Source organism: Zunongwangia atlantica 22II14-10F7, from assembly GCF_002094855.1.
Classification (GTDB): domain Bacteria; phylum Bacteroidota; class Bacteroidia; order Flavobacteriales; family Flavobacteriaceae; genus Zunongwangia; species Zunongwangia atlantica.
In genome coordinates this window covers 21,642-40,257 of record NZ_ARYN01000025.1, presented here as the reverse complement: position 1 = coordinate 40,257, position 18,616 = coordinate 21,642, and the positions used below count along the sequence as shown (strand labels likewise).

The 18,616-nt window shown below is 38.3% G+C and carries 31 protein-coding genes; 29 read left to right on the top strand and 2 right to left on the bottom strand.

Translation table 11 applies throughout. The features are described 5' to 3' along the window. Positions 1–136: 136 nt before the first annotated feature. Both IIF7_RS19190 and IIF7_RS19185 read right to left on the bottom strand, forming a co-directional pair. Positions 137–688: a hypothetical protein gene (locus IIF7_RS19190; protein ID WP_084843304.1), complete on the bottom strand. Its 552-nt coding sequence runs from the start codon at positions 686–688 to the stop codon at positions 137–139. Positions 689–882: 194 nt separating this feature from the next. Continuing rightward, positions 883–1,299, bottom strand: a complete 417-nt coding sequence (locus IIF7_RS19185) for a hypothetical protein (protein ID WP_139801377.1) — start codon at positions 1,297–1,299, stop codon at positions 883–885. 249 nt (positions 1,300–1,548) lie between these two features. On the opposite strand from IIF7_RS19185, the gene IIF7_RS19180 reads away from it, so the two are divergent. From IIF7_RS19180 to IIF7_RS19035, 29 genes are all read left to right on the top strand, one after another. After that, positions 1,549–1,830 (top strand): hypothetical protein, encoded by a 282-nt coding sequence (locus IIF7_RS19180; protein WP_084843302.1) that lies wholly within the window; start codon positions 1,549–1,551, stop codon positions 1,828–1,830. After that, positions 1,820–2,041: a hypothetical protein gene (locus IIF7_RS19175; RefSeq protein WP_084843301.1), complete on the top strand. Its 222-nt coding sequence runs from the start codon at positions 1,820–1,822 to the stop codon at positions 2,039–2,041. Before IIF7_RS19180 ends, IIF7_RS19175 begins: the two co-directional genes overlap by 11 nt. A gap of 21 nt (positions 2,042–2,062) precedes the next feature. Next, positions 2,063–2,692: a LuxR C-terminal-related transcriptional regulator gene (locus tag IIF7_RS19170; RefSeq protein ID WP_084843300.1), complete on the top strand. Its 630-nt coding sequence runs from the start codon at positions 2,063–2,065 to the stop codon at positions 2,690–2,692. 62 nt (positions 2,693–2,754) lie between these two features. Continuing rightward, positions 2,755–2,979: a hypothetical protein gene (locus tag IIF7_RS19165; protein WP_084843299.1), complete on the top strand. Its 225-nt coding sequence runs from the start codon at positions 2,755–2,757 to the stop codon at positions 2,977–2,979. A 5-nt stretch (positions 2,980–2,984) separates the two neighbouring features. Further along, complete coding sequence (locus tag IIF7_RS19160; RefSeq protein WP_084843298.1) at positions 2,985–3,302, top strand: hypothetical protein; 318 nt, start codon at positions 2,985–2,987, stop codon at positions 3,300–3,302. Between the two features lie 9 nt (positions 3,303–3,311). After that, positions 3,312–3,536: a hypothetical protein gene (locus tag IIF7_RS19155; RefSeq protein ID WP_084843297.1), complete on the top strand. Its 225-nt coding sequence runs from the start codon at positions 3,312–3,314 to the stop codon at positions 3,534–3,536. Next, positions 3,536–3,823, top strand: a complete 288-nt coding sequence (locus IIF7_RS19150; RefSeq protein WP_084843296.1) for a hypothetical protein — start codon at positions 3,536–3,538, stop codon at positions 3,821–3,823. Before IIF7_RS19155 ends, IIF7_RS19150 begins: the two co-directional genes overlap by 1 nt. After that, entirely contained in the window at positions 3,820–4,278 is a 459-nt protein-coding gene (locus tag IIF7_RS19145; RefSeq protein ID WP_139801376.1) for a hypothetical protein, read from the top strand. Before IIF7_RS19150 ends, IIF7_RS19145 begins: the two co-directional genes overlap by 4 nt. After that, entirely contained in the window at positions 4,253–4,465 is a 213-nt protein-coding gene (locus tag IIF7_RS19140) for a hypothetical protein (protein WP_084843294.1), read from the top strand. The genes IIF7_RS19145 and IIF7_RS19140 overlap by 26 nt, the downstream gene beginning before the upstream one ends. A 326-nt stretch (positions 4,466–4,791) precedes the next feature. Beyond that, complete coding sequence (locus IIF7_RS19130; protein ID WP_084843292.1) at positions 4,792–6,513, top strand: hypothetical protein; 1,722 nt, start codon at positions 4,792–4,794, stop codon at positions 6,511–6,513. A gap of 5 nt (positions 6,514–6,518) precedes the next feature. Further along, positions 6,519–7,574 carry a nucleoid-associated protein gene (locus IIF7_RS19125; protein ID WP_084843291.1) on the top strand — a complete coding sequence of 352 codons (1,056 nt, stop codon included), beginning with the start codon at positions 6,519–6,521 and terminating at the stop codon, positions 7,572–7,574. Positions 7,575–7,601: 27 nt separating this feature from the next. Then, positions 7,602–7,934 carry a hypothetical protein gene (locus tag IIF7_RS19120; protein WP_084843290.1) on the top strand — a complete coding sequence of 111 codons (333 nt, stop codon included), beginning with the start codon at positions 7,602–7,604 and terminating at the stop codon, positions 7,932–7,934. Continuing rightward, complete coding sequence (locus tag IIF7_RS19115) at positions 7,934–8,128, top strand: hypothetical protein (RefSeq protein ID WP_084843289.1); 195 nt, start codon at positions 7,934–7,936, stop codon at positions 8,126–8,128. Before IIF7_RS19120 ends, IIF7_RS19115 begins: the two co-directional genes overlap by 1 nt. After that, positions 8,125–8,433, top strand: a complete 309-nt coding sequence (locus tag IIF7_RS19110; RefSeq protein WP_139801375.1) for a hypothetical protein — start codon at positions 8,125–8,127, stop codon at positions 8,431–8,433. The genes IIF7_RS19115 and IIF7_RS19110 overlap by 4 nt, the downstream gene beginning before the upstream one ends. Beyond that, positions 8,430–8,816 carry a hypothetical protein gene (locus IIF7_RS19105; protein ID WP_084843287.1) on the top strand — a complete coding sequence of 129 codons (387 nt, stop codon included), beginning with the start codon at positions 8,430–8,432 and terminating at the stop codon, positions 8,814–8,816. Before IIF7_RS19110 ends, IIF7_RS19105 begins: the two co-directional genes overlap by 4 nt. A 24-nt stretch (positions 8,817–8,840) precedes the next feature. Then, positions 8,841–10,040, top strand: a complete 1,200-nt coding sequence (locus IIF7_RS19100) for a phosphoadenosine phosphosulfate reductase domain-containing protein (protein WP_084843286.1) — start codon at positions 8,841–8,843, stop codon at positions 10,038–10,040. 2 nt (positions 10,041–10,042) lie between these two features. After that, the gene (locus IIF7_RS19095; protein ID WP_084843285.1) at positions 10,043–10,246 is read left to right on the top strand and encodes a hypothetical protein; all 204 of its coding nucleotides are present in this window, start codon (positions 10,043–10,045) and stop codon (positions 10,244–10,246) included. Between the two features lie 3 nt (positions 10,247–10,249). After that, positions 10,250–10,588, top strand: coding sequence for a hypothetical protein (locus IIF7_RS19090; RefSeq protein ID WP_084843284.1), 339 nt, complete (start codon positions 10,250–10,252; stop codon positions 10,586–10,588). Continuing rightward, a complete protein-coding gene (locus IIF7_RS19085; RefSeq protein WP_084843283.1) occupies positions 10,585–10,878 on the top strand; it encodes a hypothetical protein in 294 nt (97 codons plus the stop codon). The genes IIF7_RS19090 and IIF7_RS19085 overlap by 4 nt, the downstream gene beginning before the upstream one ends. Positions 10,879–10,918: 40 nt before the next feature. Continuing rightward, complete coding sequence (locus IIF7_RS19080; protein ID WP_084843282.1) at positions 10,919–11,122, top strand: hypothetical protein; 204 nt, start codon at positions 10,919–10,921, stop codon at positions 11,120–11,122. Positions 11,123–11,291: 169 nt separating this feature from the next. Then, the gene (locus IIF7_RS19075) at positions 11,292–11,819 is read left to right on the top strand and encodes a hypothetical protein (RefSeq protein ID WP_084843281.1); all 528 of its coding nucleotides are present in this window, start codon (positions 11,292–11,294) and stop codon (positions 11,817–11,819) included. Positions 11,820–11,834: 15 nt separating this feature from the next. After that, the gene (locus tag IIF7_RS19070; protein ID WP_084843280.1) at positions 11,835–12,377 is read left to right on the top strand and encodes a hypothetical protein; all 543 of its coding nucleotides are present in this window, start codon (positions 11,835–11,837) and stop codon (positions 12,375–12,377) included. Positions 12,378–12,448: 71 nt separating this feature from the next. Next, complete coding sequence (locus IIF7_RS19065) at positions 12,449–13,597, top strand: head maturation protease, ClpP-related (RefSeq protein WP_176219011.1); 1,149 nt, start codon at positions 12,449–12,451, stop codon at positions 13,595–13,597. 2 nt (positions 13,598–13,599) lie between these two features. Further along, a complete protein-coding gene (locus IIF7_RS19060) occupies positions 13,600–14,622 on the top strand; it encodes a hypothetical protein (RefSeq protein WP_084843278.1) in 1,023 nt (340 codons plus the stop codon). A 10-nt stretch (positions 14,623–14,632) separates the two neighbouring features. Beyond that, positions 14,633–15,184: a prolipoprotein diacylglyceryl transferase gene (locus tag IIF7_RS19055; protein ID WP_084843277.1), complete on the top strand. Its 552-nt coding sequence runs from the start codon at positions 14,633–14,635 to the stop codon at positions 15,182–15,184. A gap of 1 nt (position 15,185) precedes the next feature. Continuing rightward, positions 15,186–15,767, top strand: a complete 582-nt coding sequence (locus IIF7_RS19050; protein WP_084843276.1) for a hypothetical protein — start codon at positions 15,186–15,188, stop codon at positions 15,765–15,767. Continuing rightward, positions 15,767–16,090, top strand: a complete 324-nt coding sequence (locus IIF7_RS19045; protein ID WP_084843275.1) for a hypothetical protein — start codon at positions 15,767–15,769, stop codon at positions 16,088–16,090. Before IIF7_RS19050 ends, IIF7_RS19045 begins: the two co-directional genes overlap by 1 nt. A gap of 110 nt (positions 16,091–16,200) precedes the next feature. Beyond that, entirely contained in the window at positions 16,201–16,956 is a 756-nt protein-coding gene (locus tag IIF7_RS19040; protein ID WP_084843274.1) for a hypothetical protein, read from the top strand. 116 nt (positions 16,957–17,072) lie between these two features. Continuing rightward, positions 17,073–18,392: a DNA modification methylase gene (locus tag IIF7_RS19035; RefSeq protein ID WP_084843307.1), complete on the top strand. Its 1,320-nt coding sequence runs from the start codon at positions 17,073–17,075 to the stop codon at positions 18,390–18,392. Positions 18,393–18,616: the final 224 nt, after the last annotated feature.

The window sequence follows — 18,616 nt, the reverse complement described above, 5'->3', positions numbered from 1 at the left end:
TTGCTGTTCATTGGATTTTAAGTTCAAAGCGCTGCGTTTTTAGCAAAGATCCCTTTTGATTTTCAGTATTTTATAATTCTCAATTGGTCAGTTTTATAAGTTTTCTAGATACGTTTTTAGAGACGGTTAATTAGTTCTAAAACCCTGAATTTTCTGCCTTCTCAGTCATTCGATCGTCTTCTGCTTTGTACCATTCCATAAATTGATCGTAATTGTATATTTCTAAATTGACAATAAATGTATTTCCCTGAAGTTTTACCGGATACATTTGTACCATTGTCGTTTTATCCGGATTCATTAATAAAAGACCATATTTGGAACCAAAATTTTGAGGCCCATTCCAATATTCAGGTTCAAAGAATACTTCGTAATTAAGATCTTCAAAAAATGCTCTGGAATATTCTAAATAACTTTTTGCGCTATCATAGTTCTGTCCAAGAGCTGCTCCCTTAGGAGTCATTAAAACTTTAACCAGCTTCTCATCTTTGAATTGAAAATTCTGCTGATAGATCCTATACAAAAAACCATTACCTAGATCGACTGATTTATAATCGTCCTTATTCGCTCTAAATTCCTTCTTTGCGCTTTCGGGAGACATACCATATTCAAGTCCTTTAAAAATAGCTTGTCCGTTCGCTAAAGCAACAAACGCAATAGAAAGTAAGGAAACGCAAATAAGTTTTTTCATATCGGTTAGTATTAAAATTTATTTTAGTGCCCCTACTCACAATCATTAAATATTAACCACAATTTTGTTATGATTAATCAATTAGAAAAATTAACTGCCGAGGAGCGACTCGATTATTTTATAAATTATCTAAAAAATAGGGATCAATATCCGCCCCAGGAGCGGGAAAAATTAGATCAATATTTCCAAGGCCTTTAATGGCCTTTTTTATTTTCTGCCAGAAAAGCATCCAAATTTTTGGTTGTACTCATTAACTTTTTAGGATCTATTTGTTCGGTAACCTGGATAATCTTCAACTGGTTTTGCAATACTTGCATAAAGGCATTACTCCAACTCTCAGAGTTCTTTGTAAAACCATTAATTAAAGTCTTAAGGTTTTGGTTTACGTTATACACATCTGCTTTTAAATCATCGCGTACATCTAAGAGTGTAGTTTTTTTCTGCAGCTCATAGTCTTCCTGATCTTCTTTTGATGGATGTAAACTTTGGTTTACATTTTTCTTCATATCCCCTTCTCCAGTTAAAAGCCACTTCAAACTATAGTCTGGAAAAACACTCACAAACTCCTGAACAACATCCACCCCAGGATTACCATTCCTTTTCTCAAGCATATTAAGGTAACCGCTTGATTTCGAAAGCTTTTTCTCGAATTGTGATTTATTCAAGTTTTCAGCATTCCTCACAATATTTAGTCTTTTGATAATACTCAAAATCAGATAATTAGAAATAAAATTGAAAAATAACTCACATTTGTTTGTTTTATTCTAACATTTGTGAGTATATTTGGTCTGTTGTTAACTATGAACAAAAACACAAACAAAGATAGTAAAGTAGAATCGTTCAGGCAATAGGAGAATTATATGATACGAGAAAATGAAATTGAAGGGCTTAAAAAAAGAATAGGAAGCAATCATATTGCTAAGATTTCGATCTACTTCAACCAGCACATGATTTTCAATAAATTCAACCAGCCGTTTTCTACCACCTACATTTCTAGGGTTTTCAACGGAAATATGCCAAATAAAAAAGTAGAGGATGGCATTTGGAGGTTTGCAGAGGATCTAAAAAAGCAGGAAGAAAGAGACGCTAAAAGAAAAGCAGAAATCCTGGAACCGGTTAAACTGCCTACAGATGAAGATTGATCCTAACATCGACCATCAACTAAAGAAAATCGACAGGCAAATGCAGCTGCTTAACTTCTTTGTAGGACTTGCAATTATAATGGTAATCGTAACAGCGCTATTTGCTGTGATCGAAGTACAAAAAGAAAAACTGGAGGAACCAGCTTACAATCTCTCACAATCTAAAACAAAAAAGCCCGAAGGTGCAACTTCAGGCCGAGGTCATAAATGATTAACGCTTATTAAACATTCAATGAAAAACAAAAGTACGACATCGCTACAACATTCGCAACATTTAATTGCGGGGTTACTTCCTGAGGATTCGAATATCGAATTTATCGGGATTTGGGAAACTATGGAAGTGAAATTTATTAAGAATGGCAGGAGTCACGATTGGAGTGAACTTTCTGCTAAAGATGCAGCAACGCTTACTAATGCTTATAACAGTAACCAACCTGCACGCTTTGTTCTTTCAAAATTTAAGGAAAATGGGAAATCAGTCTCCAGGTCGAGACAGGTTGAACTCTATACATATTTTATGTACGGTGGCACAGATAATAATCCGGATATGATCGAAGGAGTTTTGCAGGAGCCGGAGAATTATCGCCACAGCAGGAAGTGTATCTCCTTAAAATTTAAAACACTAAAGCTGGATGGAAATCCGCTTAAGCCGCGAGAGGTCTTTATGCTAGATGAAATGCTGAAAGATCACAAGAACCTGGTGATTGCCATGAGTATGGGAATTAGTGAAAGCACTTTTGCCCAGCACGATGCAGAATTAAAAAAGAAAGCGAATGTACATAGCAAGCCGGCGCTTATGCGTAAGGCTGTAGAGCAAGGCTTTGGACAATATTTTAATAGGGTAAGTGTAGTTAGTAGTTAGAGGAAAAGCGGGCGGTTTGTTATAAAGTTTATGCCGCCCGTTTTTAACCCAAATTAAAGGATATGAAAGATCTGGATATTATGGAATTTTTACTGCAGCACTCCCAGTTTGAGCCACAACTGCAGGTAAGCAATAGAGAAATCGCTGTGCATTTTAAGGAAGAAATTAAAAAGGTTCCCGGGGCGATGCGAAAAACAACGAAGAAGATTAGCAAAAAGTTTAATCGATGTATCGCGAGAATAGACGATCAGATCTTTATCGATCGCCAAATGCAAATAGTAAAGTAAAACCTATGGCAACTTTAGAAAAAGATTCGAAAGAAAAGCAATCCAAGCAGGATCTTAAAGATCTGCAGAGCCACAAACAAATGGTAGATGAAATCATTTATTTACTAAGAGCTATTAATGCAGAGCTTCTTCCTTCAAACTTTAGCCATGCAAGAACCAAGGGTGGTCGTAAATTTATAGAACGTGCATTTTCCCATTTGGAGACCAATGTCGAAGCAAGGAATTACCTGCAAACTTTTGGGCCGTTTGTTCGCCTTTACAAGTACCTAAAGGAACGCTATCAAACTGAAGTTTTGGATAAAATTGAATCTGAAAATAATTAATCCCTACGAATGAGCCACGTTTCAGCAAATATGATAAAGCCTATCTACTCCGCCCTACCGGAGGAAGAAAGGCGTGCGTTTGCTGAATGGTTAGCACAGCAGGAACAGCAATCGGTAAGCCTTCCGGCAAAACCGAAAAAGCAAGAATTACTGGATGATATCGCCGATCAAATTGGTGATTTCTTTAGACCAGGTATGGAAGAACAAGCAATCTCTGAAATTATGTTTTCCTAATGAATGAACTAGCAATACAATGGTCACAAGGAAATCCAGGCGCTTTAGCTTTTCTGACAGAGCTCTCGCACCAGGATGAAGAAACGGCACAAGTGATAAGCCAGTGCCTTATGATCAATTACAAAATTCGTGGCACCCGCATCTATGTGTTGTGGAGTGATCTATGCGACCGCGATATGGAAAAGGTAAAGCAGCTTTGCGAAAATTGCCCGGGCGAAATTTTAACCAATGCCTGTTACCGGCAGGACTACTCAGGAAAAGAACTTGTTAACCAATATTTTAAATGATGATAGAAACGATTAACTGGTTTATAGGAATCACTTTTGTCTTAAGCCTTTTTATAGGATTGATCCTTAGAAAAGATTCGCTGGCCGTTACCGGTTTTACGCTAAGTGTACTATACCTAACCTATGACATGGGTTTTCAACTAGCAAAAAAAGACTTTTTATCTGCGATCATTAATGCTGTTGTTTTATTACTGGTATTAGCCAGAATTGCCTGGGTTTCCAAGCAAATAGAAGAAGAATCTAGAACCGAAGTTCGAACTTACTCTCGGGAGGAACTTATCATCGCCAAGAAGATCTATGATAGTAATTATCTGGCAAACCCTGAAGATTTCGAAGATATAAAAGGCACTTATGAAGATGCACAAGTGAGCATCGATTATTTGTTGGGCATTATCGATGCCGATAGTAAGAAATATAAAAAAGTAATGTATGGGACCAGGAAAGCCGAATCATAAGCCAAGCGGAATCTATAAACGTGCGGAAACCCGCCAGGAACGAAGAGCCCGGGAAGCTGCTGAAGCCAACCACCAAAAGAAGATCGAGAGATTAAAATCTGATTTTGCCAAAGCCAAACGCAGCGGAGACGAAAAGGAACTGCTCCGGATCCGTGATAAAATTAGGCGAATGAAAAACAACAATTAATATCTATCATACCCGAGAGGCGAGGGCCACAATCAGGATACCCGGAGGAAAGAGCAGGGTGTGGTTTGAAAAATTCCTGAAACCGGAGAAGCGGACACTTCACATTAGTGTTGTTGTTGCTCATTGGATCCAAGCAGGTTCGACTCCTGCCTTCTCCACACCGAAGGAGCAAGGAAACTTGCTAAAAACCGGCTGGCCGCATAGGTCAGTTGACTGGACTGCACCGGCCGGTTTCTTTTTAAAAAATCCTGTGTTAAGCGGGTAAGGGTTTTTATGCCCTTAAACCAAAATTTTGAATATGAATTTCTGTATAAAATTTCTTTGTTATGAGTAGCCCTAAATCGATAGGTAATATCCTTAACAATACTATTTTAAAGCTTAACGGCTTACAGCCCCCTGCGGCTAATCTTCCGGAGCAATCGAATGCCGATACACCGGAGACTTCTCCCCAAGAGTTTATCCATCCCATTCTTACTCCGGAAGATTTTAAACAAACCAAAATCAATTATAACAAGTATATCGAGGCTTACAATAAAAAAGTAGATCTCGATAACTTTAAAATCAATGCCTACAATACCAAGGTTATTGCCGCCTGCAGAAACCTTAAAAAGTCAAAAGACGTGCGTATGCGCGAGTTGATCTGGAAAGAAGCGAACAAAGAGCTGGATCCAGAAACTTACAACGAGGAAGTTGAAAAATACAATGATAAATACGGCTACCATATTCGTAAGAAAGTAACCAGGCAAAAAGTAAAGCCGGCCACAAGAGAGTATTTTATGGCTTTTCTATGGGAATACAATGCCCAGCTGTACAAACGCAAAGAATTTAGAACAAATCCTCATCTTCAGATCAACGTACCAGGATCACTCCCAAAATATGAGCTTTATCCTAATAAAATTTTAGAGTCGGAATACGAAGGAGCAAGGAACCTTTCGACCTCTACTGTGGAGACCATACGCAACCACAGAGAGCGTTTAGAGGAAGCCGGGGTGTTATGGGGTTATGAGTATCACGGCTCCAACAGAGCGCTTAAAATCGCTTTTAATGTGGAAGTTTTGAGCATTACCGACAACGGAAAACCAAAATCTACTCGAAATGGGGCTCAGGCAGTTAGGGAGGAACAAACGAAAAAAGTTCGCCATAACAATGTATCTAGTAGTGAACCTGTATTAGTAAATACTAAGTATAGGCAGAAAGGAGTTGTCGCTAACGCGCCAACGAGTTTAAATTGTACTGGATCTTCTACAAGACCACCGAAGAAGCAAGGTGAGAAAAAAATCGATGCCGGGGCCGCGCAGCAGGAAAATCAAGAAAAAAAATTCGCCGGAGCGAAATCCCAAAACGAACTCTCGCAAATTTTGATCACTAGTCTGGAAGATAAAAACGATTTGGCCAGGCAGCTTGCCCAGCTGGAGCATAAAGATTACAAACCGCTGGATATTGCGATCGCCAGACAAGAGGCCTATTACGGTACCATGCATCCAAAAGACTTCAAAGAACTAGCCATCCAGGATATATTTAAATTTTCGAATAGCCTTTTTGAAGCTTTAGACGTGCATCCCGGATCCTGGAATAATGCTTACAAGATCTGGCTGAAAGAAATGTTTAAAAACTTCAACGGCCAGCAGCTTAAAAAAGATGTGCTGCTGGAACGCTGGCAAAAAATGATCGATGTGCTACGAGCTGTAAAACGCCAGCAAGCTAAAAAAGGCTGGCAACCAAGCTACCCGAGCCGCTATTTTGATCCGGTACGTACCGAAAAATGCCATAATTCCTTCGCTTATGCATATAAAAATTTCAGAATAGAACCGCCTGAAACTCCAGACGCCGAATACCAAAAGCGAAAAATAAACGCCAATCGCAGCAAGCGTTGGAATACCGACCTGGAGAAAGCCAGACCAAAAATCCGCCAATTCTTACGTGGCAAACTGGATCTGCAAAAAATGATGGATTACGTAAAATATAATTGCCCAGAGGTGTATAAAGCATTGCCAAAACTGATCGCCCAGGAAAAAGATGAAATGTTCAAAAATCTAACGCTTAATTAAATATTATGTTGAACCTGTACAATACACAAATCGAGGAGCTGTACATCCACCGTGTAGGAAACAAATGTCGCGGGGAAGGTGTTTTTCTTTCAGAAGATCCTTATCAGATTACCGATGAAGATCGCCCGCTTTTAAAAGAATTCTTCCTAAAGCCATTTCGGGAAAAAGACGAGCAATATTTTCAATTTACCCACGAGGTTTCATTAGAATTTAATGAACTCTACACCCTTAGCTATGACGTTGCAAATAATAAACGTCCAATGTCCAAAATTTCAAAAGATATTGCCTGTCTTCTTTATCATCTTTCCAGCCATCCACATATAAAATCCGGCGAAGTTTACGTGTGCCGCCTAGAGAATATGCTAGTAGATAACGAGAAAGTGAACGGTCTTGGCATCTTTAAGAGTGAGATTAAAAAAGACTATATGCAATTTCAGGAAGGGAAAAGCCGACTTGAAATGAACATTTCTCAGGGTGTAAGTCTGGATAAATTAGATAAAGGAGCGATAATTCTTACAAATAAAGGAAGCAAGACCGGGTTTAGGGTTTTATACATCGATTCGAATAAATACGATTCGAAATACTGGATCGAGAATTTTTTAAACATCGAAGAGATCCAGGACGAGATTTTTAAAACCAAAAATTATCTGGAGTTCTGCAGAGGCTTCGCTAAAGATGTGGTATTACCTGCAGAGGATAAGCAGGAAGAAGTATTATTTCTAAATAAGAGCTTCGATTATTTTGCCAGCAACGACGAGTTTGAAGAGAGCGATTTTATAAATCAAACGATCGAAAATCCAGACCTGGTACCAGAATTTGAAAACTACAAATTCGAGAAAGCTCCCAAATATAAAATCGAGGATCTTACCAGCTTCGAGATTGACAATCCTGCAGTAAACGAAATGCGCAAAAAGAATAAAAGCACTATCGAATTGGATACAAATATCACGATTAAGATGGACTTTATAAGCGCCGATTCTGCCGATCGATATATTGAAAAAGGCTGGGACGAAGAGAAGCAAATGTATTATTACCTGTGCTATTTTAATAAGGAAAAGTAAAATTCTAACGCTTAATTAAATATTATCATGAGTATTAAAAAAATCATAGTTGATGAAAAAAAATGGAGTTTCAGCGAAGAGAAATACATAACTGAAACTAAAGAGTACGATCGAAAAAGTTATACCGGAGACTTCGACAAGCTAATTCTTGAAAACACCGAGAATTGGGATATAAAAGATTATGCTATAGATCACTGTGATGTTGTAGATCAAGATGATGTAGAAGAAAAAGATCTGGACGACTTTCAGGATTATGAAATCGTAAGTTATTTGGAAGACAGAGGTTATCAACTTATAAAGTGCGAAACAATAATAGATCTTCAGCGATTTGAAAAATTAAAGGAAGTAATGTCTCTCTAATGGAAAAAGTTCTCCAGCTTATCCAGGAAAACGCCAGGCGAACCGGGAACGGTTCCGGGATCTCTACCATACGATTGCAGCGTGCCACCGGATTAACATATAAAGAACTGTATCCCCTACTCTTAGAACTTATAGAAACCGGGAAGATCATCGCCCGGGAAGGCATTAACCATAATTTACTCTTTCTATTATGAAAAATCATAAATGTACCTGCCCAGGCAGGAGTGATAAAATATTCTGCCCTAAGTGCAGCGATCTACGAATGACGATCTTACTTAAAAACGGTAACGACAAATTAAAATATCAACGTGCTAACGGCCAGTTAAGCAACCCGGTGTGGTATTCGCATTTAAAATATAATGGCAAAGATGCCTATAAAACAGCTGAAAAGATGGTGGAGCGAGTTCGTAAAGATCCTGTTTATGGATCTGCTGCCAATGTGCTGTTATTTTTCGCCAACGGAAACCGAAATTTTCCCATTAAAAAAGTGGTGCTATGATACGAGAATCGAAGATTTCACTTAAGAAAATTAGTCAGGACCAGGTTAAGGTTTTAAATAATGCCTGCAGCGCTTACAAAGATTTTTTAGAGCTGCTATGCAATACCGAAAATAAAAGTCAGAATCACATCCACCACTCGATTAACCGGGAATATGGCTATATGTTACTGGCTAAAATTACAAAAAGAAATATCCCGATGAATAATACCATCACCATCGATGTGCATACGGCGTATATAGCCAGCGATGGATTGCGGTATTATATCTCGATAGCAGAGAATGAATACGAAAAGAATGCCGCCAGGCAATTATTAGACGAGCTCTTTCAGGAGCTTCCCTATACAAAGGATATTAAACATTTTTCACTTAAAAGTGAAGCATAATTTTAACGCTTAAATTAAATATTGATGAAAGATCAACTAAACATATTCGGTACTGAAAAAATCACGGTTGCAGAATCGATCGATTTGACTATTGCCAGCATGAAAGAATACGGTACACGGCATAAGCATTGGGCAGCTGCTTGGAGCTGGGGAAAGGATAGTACAACTGTGGTAACGTTAATAACCCAGCTGATCACTACAGGACAGATTCCCAAACCTGAAACCTTTACGATTTTCGCAGCTGATACCAGAATGGAACTTCCTCCGCTTTGGATCTCTTCACAGATCTTAACCAAGCAACTTGAAGAGCGTGGTGTAAAAGTTAGAATTGTAACCGCGCCTATTCACGATCGCTTCTTGGTTTACATTCTTGGCCGAGGTGTACCACCTCCATCAAATACTTTCAGATGGTGTACTGGCCAGATTAAAGTGGAACCAATGGAAGCAGCTCTTGCAGAATTTCAAAGAGAAACCGATGAAAAGATTCTTATGCTTACCGGTGTTCGTTTGGGTGAAAGTGCAATTCGTGATCAGCGTATCAATGTGAGTTGTTCTAAAGATGGTGCAGAATGCGGACAGGGTTGGTACCAGGAAGGATTAAAAAATGATATGTGTTCTACCCTTGCCCCGATTCTACATTGGCGAGTTTGTAATGTTTGGGATTGGCTTAAAATATTTGCTCCAATGGAAAAATATGGCGGTTGGAATACTTCAATCCTTGCCGATGCCTACGGAGGTGATGAAGCTGAAGAGAAAAACGCCCGTACTGGTTGCATAGGTTGTCCGCTTGCTTCAAAAGATTCAGCATTAGATCTAATACTACAAATTGATAAATGGAAGTATCTACAGCCTTTAAAACGTTTAAAGCCGATTTATAGGGAAATGAAGAAACCTCTCTTCAGATTGCGTAAACCTGGTGGACAACGTAAAAAAGACGGGACCCTTCAGAAAAATCAACAAAGAATGGGGCCTCTCACTTTAATAGCTCGGAAATACTTTCTTTATCAGATTATTTCTATTCAAAACGAGATCAATTTAGCCGCTGGCAAAAGTGATAAACCTATGATCTTTCTAATCAACACTGAAGAACGCAAGGCTATTGAGAAAATGATCAAAGACGAAGTATATCCAAATGGTTGGGATGGATCGGAACCTGTCGCCAGTAAGCCATTAGATAAGATGTACAGCGATGGATCAGTAATGAAAAGGTTGTTTTATTTCTAGATATGAGACCTGATTTAATAGCTAAGTTGGAATATATAAAACTTTGTGCTGAACGTGCGATTTTACAGGAAAAGAAAGAAATGGAAGTTTTAGGTTCCTGGTATATAGATCAGGAATTATCAGAAATTGAAAGATCTCTTCAAAAATGCAGATCTATTTTCCATGAAGGAAGACAAATCGAAATGTTTAATCAAAATGAAAATTAATCAATGAATCCAGAAACAAAATTAAAAGTAGCTGCTGAAGAAATTAAAGAGGTCTTAAGAAAACACGATCTTGCCTCAATTTTTTCTTTACACACACCAGGACATGGAGAATTTGTACTCCATCTAAATGCATCGCACAGCTGCGCCTATATTTATAATGATCACGAGATAAGATTTCATAGTAAAAGGAAGGATTATAAAAGCCAGGAAGAACAGATCCAAAAATTAACCAATACCGCCAATATGCTTAAGCTTTTGTGCGATATGACGGCAAATAACTTTTTAATGTTGAAAAGATTATCTGATAATTTTGATAAACTGACTAATGCCGAGCATCGATGAGTAACAAAATCAGCAAATTTCGCGGTTACGACATTAAAAAAGTTGGGAATGAATTTGTTTTCTGTGATACCGGGGAACCTACGATTGAGACCTGGCAGAACCGCCCCTGCGGACATTGCAAAAAACATAATACTCCGGAAGGGCACGATGGATGTTTAGGAACACTCCCATTTGTAATTAACGCCTGTTGTGGTCACGGAAATTATAAAGAAGCTTACCTGCAGCTGGAGAATAAAAAAATACTAAGAGGATTTGAAGCTGTAGAAAAGATGATTAGCCTTATATCATAATTACCTTATATTTATAATCTAACTACAAAAATCATACATTATGAATGAAGAACAAGCCGATAGAATAATCGAATTATTGGAATCTATTGATGATAGACTTAGTAATATAGAAGTTAGTTCATCGTCCGTTGAAAGTAATACTTCTTCGATCGATAGTAATACAAGATCAGAACGTTCCACGGAAGATTTATACACGGCCTTAAGGAATATAGAGCGAGGCATTGGTGATCTAATAGACAAATAGAATCCTAAACCTATCTTCAACCGTTAATTAACCGACTTTCTAAAAAAGTCGGTTTTTTTTCGTCCCTAATTTTTTATATTCGTTAAGAATCTAACTCCTTAAATACACTAGCCTATGTCCTTTTTTTAACATTGGATTTACATCTATATTTGAAAATAATCCGAAATATATGTCCCAAAAATTACTCTCTACGGTGGACTTTTCCATCACTCAAAACATCCCTGTAGCAGATCACGTTTACAAATACCTGGTAAGAATTTGCGGGAGTGATCACATCATCGCCACCAGATCGACATTTGTAGGATCCTTAATATTATCCCTGCAGGGAAGAAACGGCGATGTACGGCCAAGCAAATGCAAACATCATCGCGTTTTTAAAGCTGATATCAGCGAATCCTACTGGCAAAAAAATGGGATGTACATAAGCTCTGAAAATGCCAGCTTATTTAATGAACAGGTGGATAAAAAATTTCGGGATGAACTTTTTCGCAATATGTTAATGAACCGACACCTCGATGAAAAGCATTTTATTAAAAGTATGCGTGCTTTTCTCGAATTTTACGATATTACTGAGGAGGATATCAAATTAGACACGTTACACCGTGATTTTAAGCGAAAAAAAGACGAATTATTAAGCAATTTTAACCTGGTTTCCCCCTCTGGGACAAAAACAGAAACTTCACAATTTGTCCCTTAATAATTCTTTCCTATCATGATCCAGAATCTTTGCAACATTTACGGCGACGAGAATTTCGATACCTTCTATAAAGCGACCATTATTGAAGCTTCACAGCTGCCAAAATTCAACCATCTTACTAAAGAACAGGAAGTTTTAACGATGATCAATAATCTTCCGCAGGAATTTCAGGCGATGATCATTCGTTTTTTACCGGAGCGTTTTAGCTTAGGTAACAGAACTAGAATAAGAAACGGTAGCCGAATGTATGAAACCGATTTTTCTTTACCCTTGGTACCACAAGATGCGAATATTCAAAACTTGCTGGAGACTTATAATAATAAAGAGGTGGTGGTTTTAATTACCAGGCACACGCACTCCCATTTGTATGGCACCAGCGAACAGCCGCTTTTATTTATCTACGAGGAATTACACAATCCCGCACCTTCAGGACTTAAAGGTTATACTTTGAGCATGGCCAATGAAAGTTATGGAGCTCCGCTATACTTTGCAGGAAATGAAGCAGAATTTCCAATTGTTAACCGTGGCCTAGCTTTCCAATTAGCCGGAAGCCTGTAATGTCCTTTTTTACAGGCTAGTGACGATCTAATATTGTTCTTCCATAATAGTACGGATTAACAATCAACGATTTGTCACAACCTAAACCTTATTACAACATTGTAAAGAACGAAGCCGCTAAAGAAGCGACCATTTATATCTATGGTGCAATTGGCGGTATCGACTGGGATACTTACGAAACGATTAACACCGCTTCTAAATTCACACAAGAATTTAACGATGTGGAGAAAGATGCGGACACGATCCACATAAGAATCAATTCTCCCGGTGGGGCAGTATTTGAAGGTCAAGCAATTTACAATGCAATCTTCGCTTCTAAGAAAAAGATCATTACTTATAATGATGGGATTTGCGCCAGTATGGCTGCACTTATTCTTCTATCTGGAGATGAGATCCACGCCTTTAAGAATTCTCTTTTAATGATCCATAATTCCAGTTCTTATTACTGGGGAAATAAAAAAGAGGTTGAAGAACAACTGTTAGCCGCCGAAAAAATCGACAAGGCTTTAGGAACGGCAATCGAAGATCGCCTTGGCATCACTGCAGAGGAAGTTGAAAAAGACTATCTGAACTATAAAGACAATTGGTTTACTACTGATGAAGCTGAAGCACTTGGATTTTATGATCATATCATCCAAAAAGAAAAAGCTCAGGTTCCTGAAGATATCATGCAATTGAAACCTAAGGATATGGTAAGCAAATATGCTGCTATGACCTTCACTATTCCCAAAACAAAATCTAAAATCACAAATACCATGAGCAAACCAAACTCGTTCCCGAATTTGGTAGCTGTACTTGGCGCAACCTTAGCGACTACAGATAAAGGCAGCTATATCAATGACGAACAAAAGGAGGCTATCGATAATAGAATCGCTGCCGATGCCTTAGCCATCCAGACTGCAAATTCTGCAAAAGAAAAGGCAGAACAGGATCTACAGGCAGAAAAAGACTCCAGACAACAGGCAATCGATGCCGAAAAAGCCAACACAACCGCTGCTTTAAAAGCTATGAGAACAGCTGCAACCGCTGCAGGAGTTGAAAACATCGCTGAAAATGCAACGATGGAAGACATTAACACAGCACTTACCGCACAAATCGCTGTGTTAAACAAAAAACCAGGCGCTTCCCATACAAGTGGAGCTGCTGAAGACAAAGATACCGAAGGAGAGTTCGATTATGTAGACTTTGAATCCTCAATCTATTCCCAAATCAAGAAATAAACATGGAAGAATTAACTATTGAAATTGATGACGTAGTAAAGGAAATTAAAACTTTCCTTAAACACAATCCAGAATTGATTTCTGCTTCATTAAATAAAGCAGAAATAACACTGGATAAACACACCAAACCTTTAACAAAGATTAAAGGGAAATATCCGCAGGCTCATACCTTAATGACAGATGTTGTTCAGGGATTTAGTACTGAATGGAAAGAAATGGGGAAACTACAGATCGAGCATAAGATCTTAACAGATTACCACCAAAAGGTAAACTACCCGATTATTCCTGCAGATATCCTTCACTCTTATTTTGCTGATTTATATGCAGAAGATAAGAAACCGGAAGAAATGCCAATCTCTAAATATATCATAGAGAATGAATTGCTTCCTAAGGTGATCGATAACATTCAAACCCTTTCAATCTCTGGAACTTATGATGCTGCAAGACTTGATGAGTTTGGATTCTCTATGAATGGTATAGAAACTATCTTATCTAATCTAGTAGATAGAGATAATGCTCCTAAGCATCCGGTATTCGAAATTCCAGTAGATGTATTTACTGATGTAAATATTGTGGATCAGGTTACTGCATGGGAACGAAAGTTACCAGGGAAAATTAAAAAGAAGATCAAAAAGATCTTTATGTCTGAAAATAACTTCGAGCGCTATGTATTAGACTACGAAAATAAGTTCGGCCAGAATAAATTCCAGGGTGACGTAATGAAAACCCGATTAGGAAAACGAGAAATCGTAGTTCTTGATGGAATGGAAAGCGATGTGATTTTTGGCACCACAGAAAACAACTTTAGAAGGTTGATGGATGTATTCGACAAACCAAGAATTACAGACGTACAGAAACAAGACTATAAAGTTAAAATCTTTATGGAATGGTGGAAAGGTTATGACTTCCTTATCAATGAGCTTGTTGTGGTTTCTAACTTCAGCGATGAGAGATACGGTCTTGGATCTACAGAACTTAACCAAAAATACTTCGGTATTGACGGTGTAACTGAAGCTGCAGCATAAAAAATAAAGTATGTCTAGAACAAAAGCAGAATTATTAGCGAGATGTGAGGAACTGGGAATTGACACCAGTTCCCTCGCTAATAATGACGAAAGAGAAGCTGCTATAAAAGCCAAAGAGGCCGAATTAGCAGCGAAAGTCGAAGCTGAAAAGAAATCAGATAAAACTGATACGAATTCTGAAGAATCCGACACAAAAACAGCTGAAAACGATACAAAATCGACTGAAGCTGTAACAGAATCAAAAGAACCTGAAGCTTCTAAGGAAAAAACCGAAACTCCTGAGCAACCAAATGAGGGTGGCGAAGCTCCAAAAGAGCTGCAAACTTCTAACGAAGATCCTGCTAAAACCAAAGAAGGATCACAGGATCAAACTCAGGAAGAGAAAAAGCCCGATCATTATGAAGATGATCGCGGAAGAAAATGGAAGTTCAAAGCGAACGCTCCTAAGAAATTAAGAATCGATGGACACCCAATGAGCCAGGAAGAAATTCTGGCAACAGAAGAAGTAATTTCTGAGCTTGTGCTTGGGAACTGTTCATTCCTAACCCAAATAATCGAATAAGATGGCTGAGAACTGTGATCCAATAAAATTAGAAAACATTGAGTTTTGCCCAACGGATGAAATCGTTGCCGGTCTTAATGATCTTGAAGTGTATGGAGCTGCTGTTACTGACTTCGAAACCATTGCGGAGCCACCAAAGTTAAATGTGGCCGCGAATTTTGAAGAGGCTGGAAGTATAGCAGAAGCACATACTTTTAAAGAAGGTCGTGGTTTTCATAAAATTCAGATACAGGCAGACTCGGGATCTGTAGAAAACACACAGCTGGGCGAAAAAGGGAACTTAGGTGTTCAAAATTCCCTAACCGGAGCAATGCGAAACAACAAAAAAACCAAAGGTTATCTTCGATATTATAAGAATGTACCTATGATTTATATTGTTCGTGAAAAAACCGGAAACCTGGTGCAGGTGGGAAGTAAAAATTCTCCGGCTTATATCGTAGAATTTACCGGAAATACCGGAGCCGCTCCTGGAGACCCTAAGAATATCCAGGTTATTATCAGAGATTCACAGGCTTATTTCGCTCCTGATTATGAAGGAGCTATTACTCAATTCCCAGCACCCGCTCCAGATCCTGAAGTATAATGAGTAAGGCATTTAAAATAGCACCCGGCCGTTACGTGATCCCAAACGTTGGAAGTGTAGATGCTCAAAAGGAAGTTAGCGATAATGTACTTTTTGAAATCTACAAACTTCCTCGCCGGGTCTTTCCCTGGATCGAACTTGGTCCCGATGCTGAAGCCTTCCTAAAAAAACAAAAACTCCACGTTAAGGATTTCGCGAAGCTTGTTAATAATGCCCGGACTAAAAATGAGATTGAACTTTTAGCCAGGATAAGCGATACCAAAACAATCGATCGTATTGCTGAAACCAAATTGAAAGCTTTAGAAAATTCACTTAAAAATTAAAGCTGTATTCTTCATTTTAATTTATTTAGTTAGTAAAAACCGCCAGTGCAATTCCTGGCGGTTTTTTTTGTGTCCTTTTTAATGACTTGTGCCATCTGCAATTTTGGATCATGGAAATAAGTGAATGGTTACAAAGCAAGCCTAAGGATTATAACACCGGAGTAGATCTTTACGCAGCATCCAGCGTAATGCAATCGAGAACCCTGGCAAATTTAAAACGCGGACAGAATCCGCGCAATATGGCCGTGCTAATTAAAGAGCTTCGGCAATTATCAAAATCCAGAGCTTACCAAAAGCCTAAACCAACCTCGGTGGTAAAAATCGAGGTTGTTGCAGATCCTAAACCGGTGCAGGTAGAAATGGAACGCAAGAACCAAATCGAGCAAAGTGCCAATGCTTATTTCCAGAAAATTAAATACAACGAATTACCTGCAGTCTTAAAAGTACGATATCGCCAATTAAAGGATCTCTTCTACGATATGAGCGACTTAAAGTTTGTTTTAAATGACTTACCTGCCAAGGAAGCCAATAAGTCCTTAAAAATCATCCTAAAGATTGAAGCATTGGATGAGCAAAGAGAAATGATCTGGAGAGAACTGGATCACTGGCAAGATCATAAAACCTTACTCCCTACAAAAACAGAAAATGATTTTACCGGGTTATCGCAGCAAGCGCTCTTCCTAAAAAAAGCGAACCTGGTTAACTACATCAATAAAAAATCTTCGAGAATAAAAAAGTGGGAAAACGAGCTGCAGGAAAAAAGCAATAAGGATGAGCGCTTAAAAATTGGCCAGCAAATTAACCGAACTCAAAAAGCGGTACACAAACACAAACTCGACCTGCAGAAAATCGAAGGGATGTTATAGAGTCCCCCAGTTACTAAGATCTCTCACAATCATTAATAATTAAACCCAACAAGGTACTGGAGGACATAAGGCCTTCCACCTTGTGGGAATATTAATTATTAATAATGATTGTGAGAATGACAAAAGTAGAAAATTCTGCGGAATTAAACACAGTACAGCTGCCATTAGATTGGCACAATGAAAAACGGAAAGTGAAAGATCTTATTCCCTACGAATACAATCCCCGGACACTTACCGACGAGAAAAAAGAACGGTTAATAAAAAGCCTGGAGAAATTTAACCTGGCAGAAGTTCCGGCGATAAACACCGATAATAAAATTATCGCTGGCCACCAACGTGTGAAGATCTTGCTTCACTTAAATCGAGGCGAAGATATAATCGATGTTCGCGTACCTAATCGAGAGTTGACAGAACAGGAATTTAAAGAATATAATATTACATCAAATGTGCCTGCAGGTTTTTGGGATGTCGATATTTTGGAAGAACATTTTGCCGACATCGACCTGGAGGATCTTGGTTTATTTGTTGGAGATCTTGAAATGCCTGAAGAGTTGCTTCCGGAGGAATTCAAAACTGAAGAGGAAGGAGACTTTGAACCGGAACCGCCGAAAGATCCAATTACTGAAGCTGGAGATGTTTACGAGCTTCGAAGTATTAAGAAAAATATTACTCATAGGATTATCTGTGGTGATAGTACATTAAAAGAAACCTACGAGCAAATATTAAAGAACGACACCATCGATTTAACAGTCACCGATCCGCCATATAACGTGGATTATGAAGGTGGCCGAGATAAAAAGCGGGATAAAATTGCCAATGATAAGATGGCAGCAAATTCTTTTTATCAATTCCTATTCGATTTTTATAGCCAGGCTTATGAATTTTCTAGAGCCGGCGCTCCAATTTATGTATTCCATGCAGATACTGAAGGCGTAAACTTTAGAAGTGCACTGGTAGATTCAGGGTTTAAGCTTTCGCAATGCCTTATTTGGAAGAAAAACTCGATCGTATTAAGTCGCCAAGACTATCATTGGATCCATGAGCCTTGCCTTTATGGTTGGAAGACCGGAGGAGCGCATCCCTGGTACAGCGATCGTAAGCAAAGAACAGTTTTAGAATTTGATCGACCGCTAAGAAGTGAGGATCATCCAACGATGAAACCGGTTGAAATGCTTAGCTATCTCATTTTAAACAGCTCTAAACAATATGATATAGTATTCGACGGATTCTTAGGATCTGGATCTACTCTAATTGCCTGTGAGAAGAATTTGAGAGCCTGTAGAGGCATTGAATTAGATCCGAAGTATTCTGATGTCGAAGTGAAGCGTTGGATCAAATATATGAGAGAAAACAAGCTTCATTTTGAATTATTGAAGAACGGAGTAAAATTATCTAAAGAAGAAATTGAGAGCTTTACTCCATCTGCAAAACAATAGCTTTTATATAGCTTTAATCCCTTTGATTACGGGAGGTTAAGTGTTATCTTAGATAAAGAAACAACGCTTAAAACGAATAAAATGACTAAAGTAATAAAGTGTTCTAAAACAAATAAAGTAAGTTTTTTTAGAAACGGTGATCAAGTTTTTGATTTTACGATATCCGGAAACATCGTGAAGTTTGATAACGGAGATATAATTCGTTTGTAATAAAACTCTAAAAA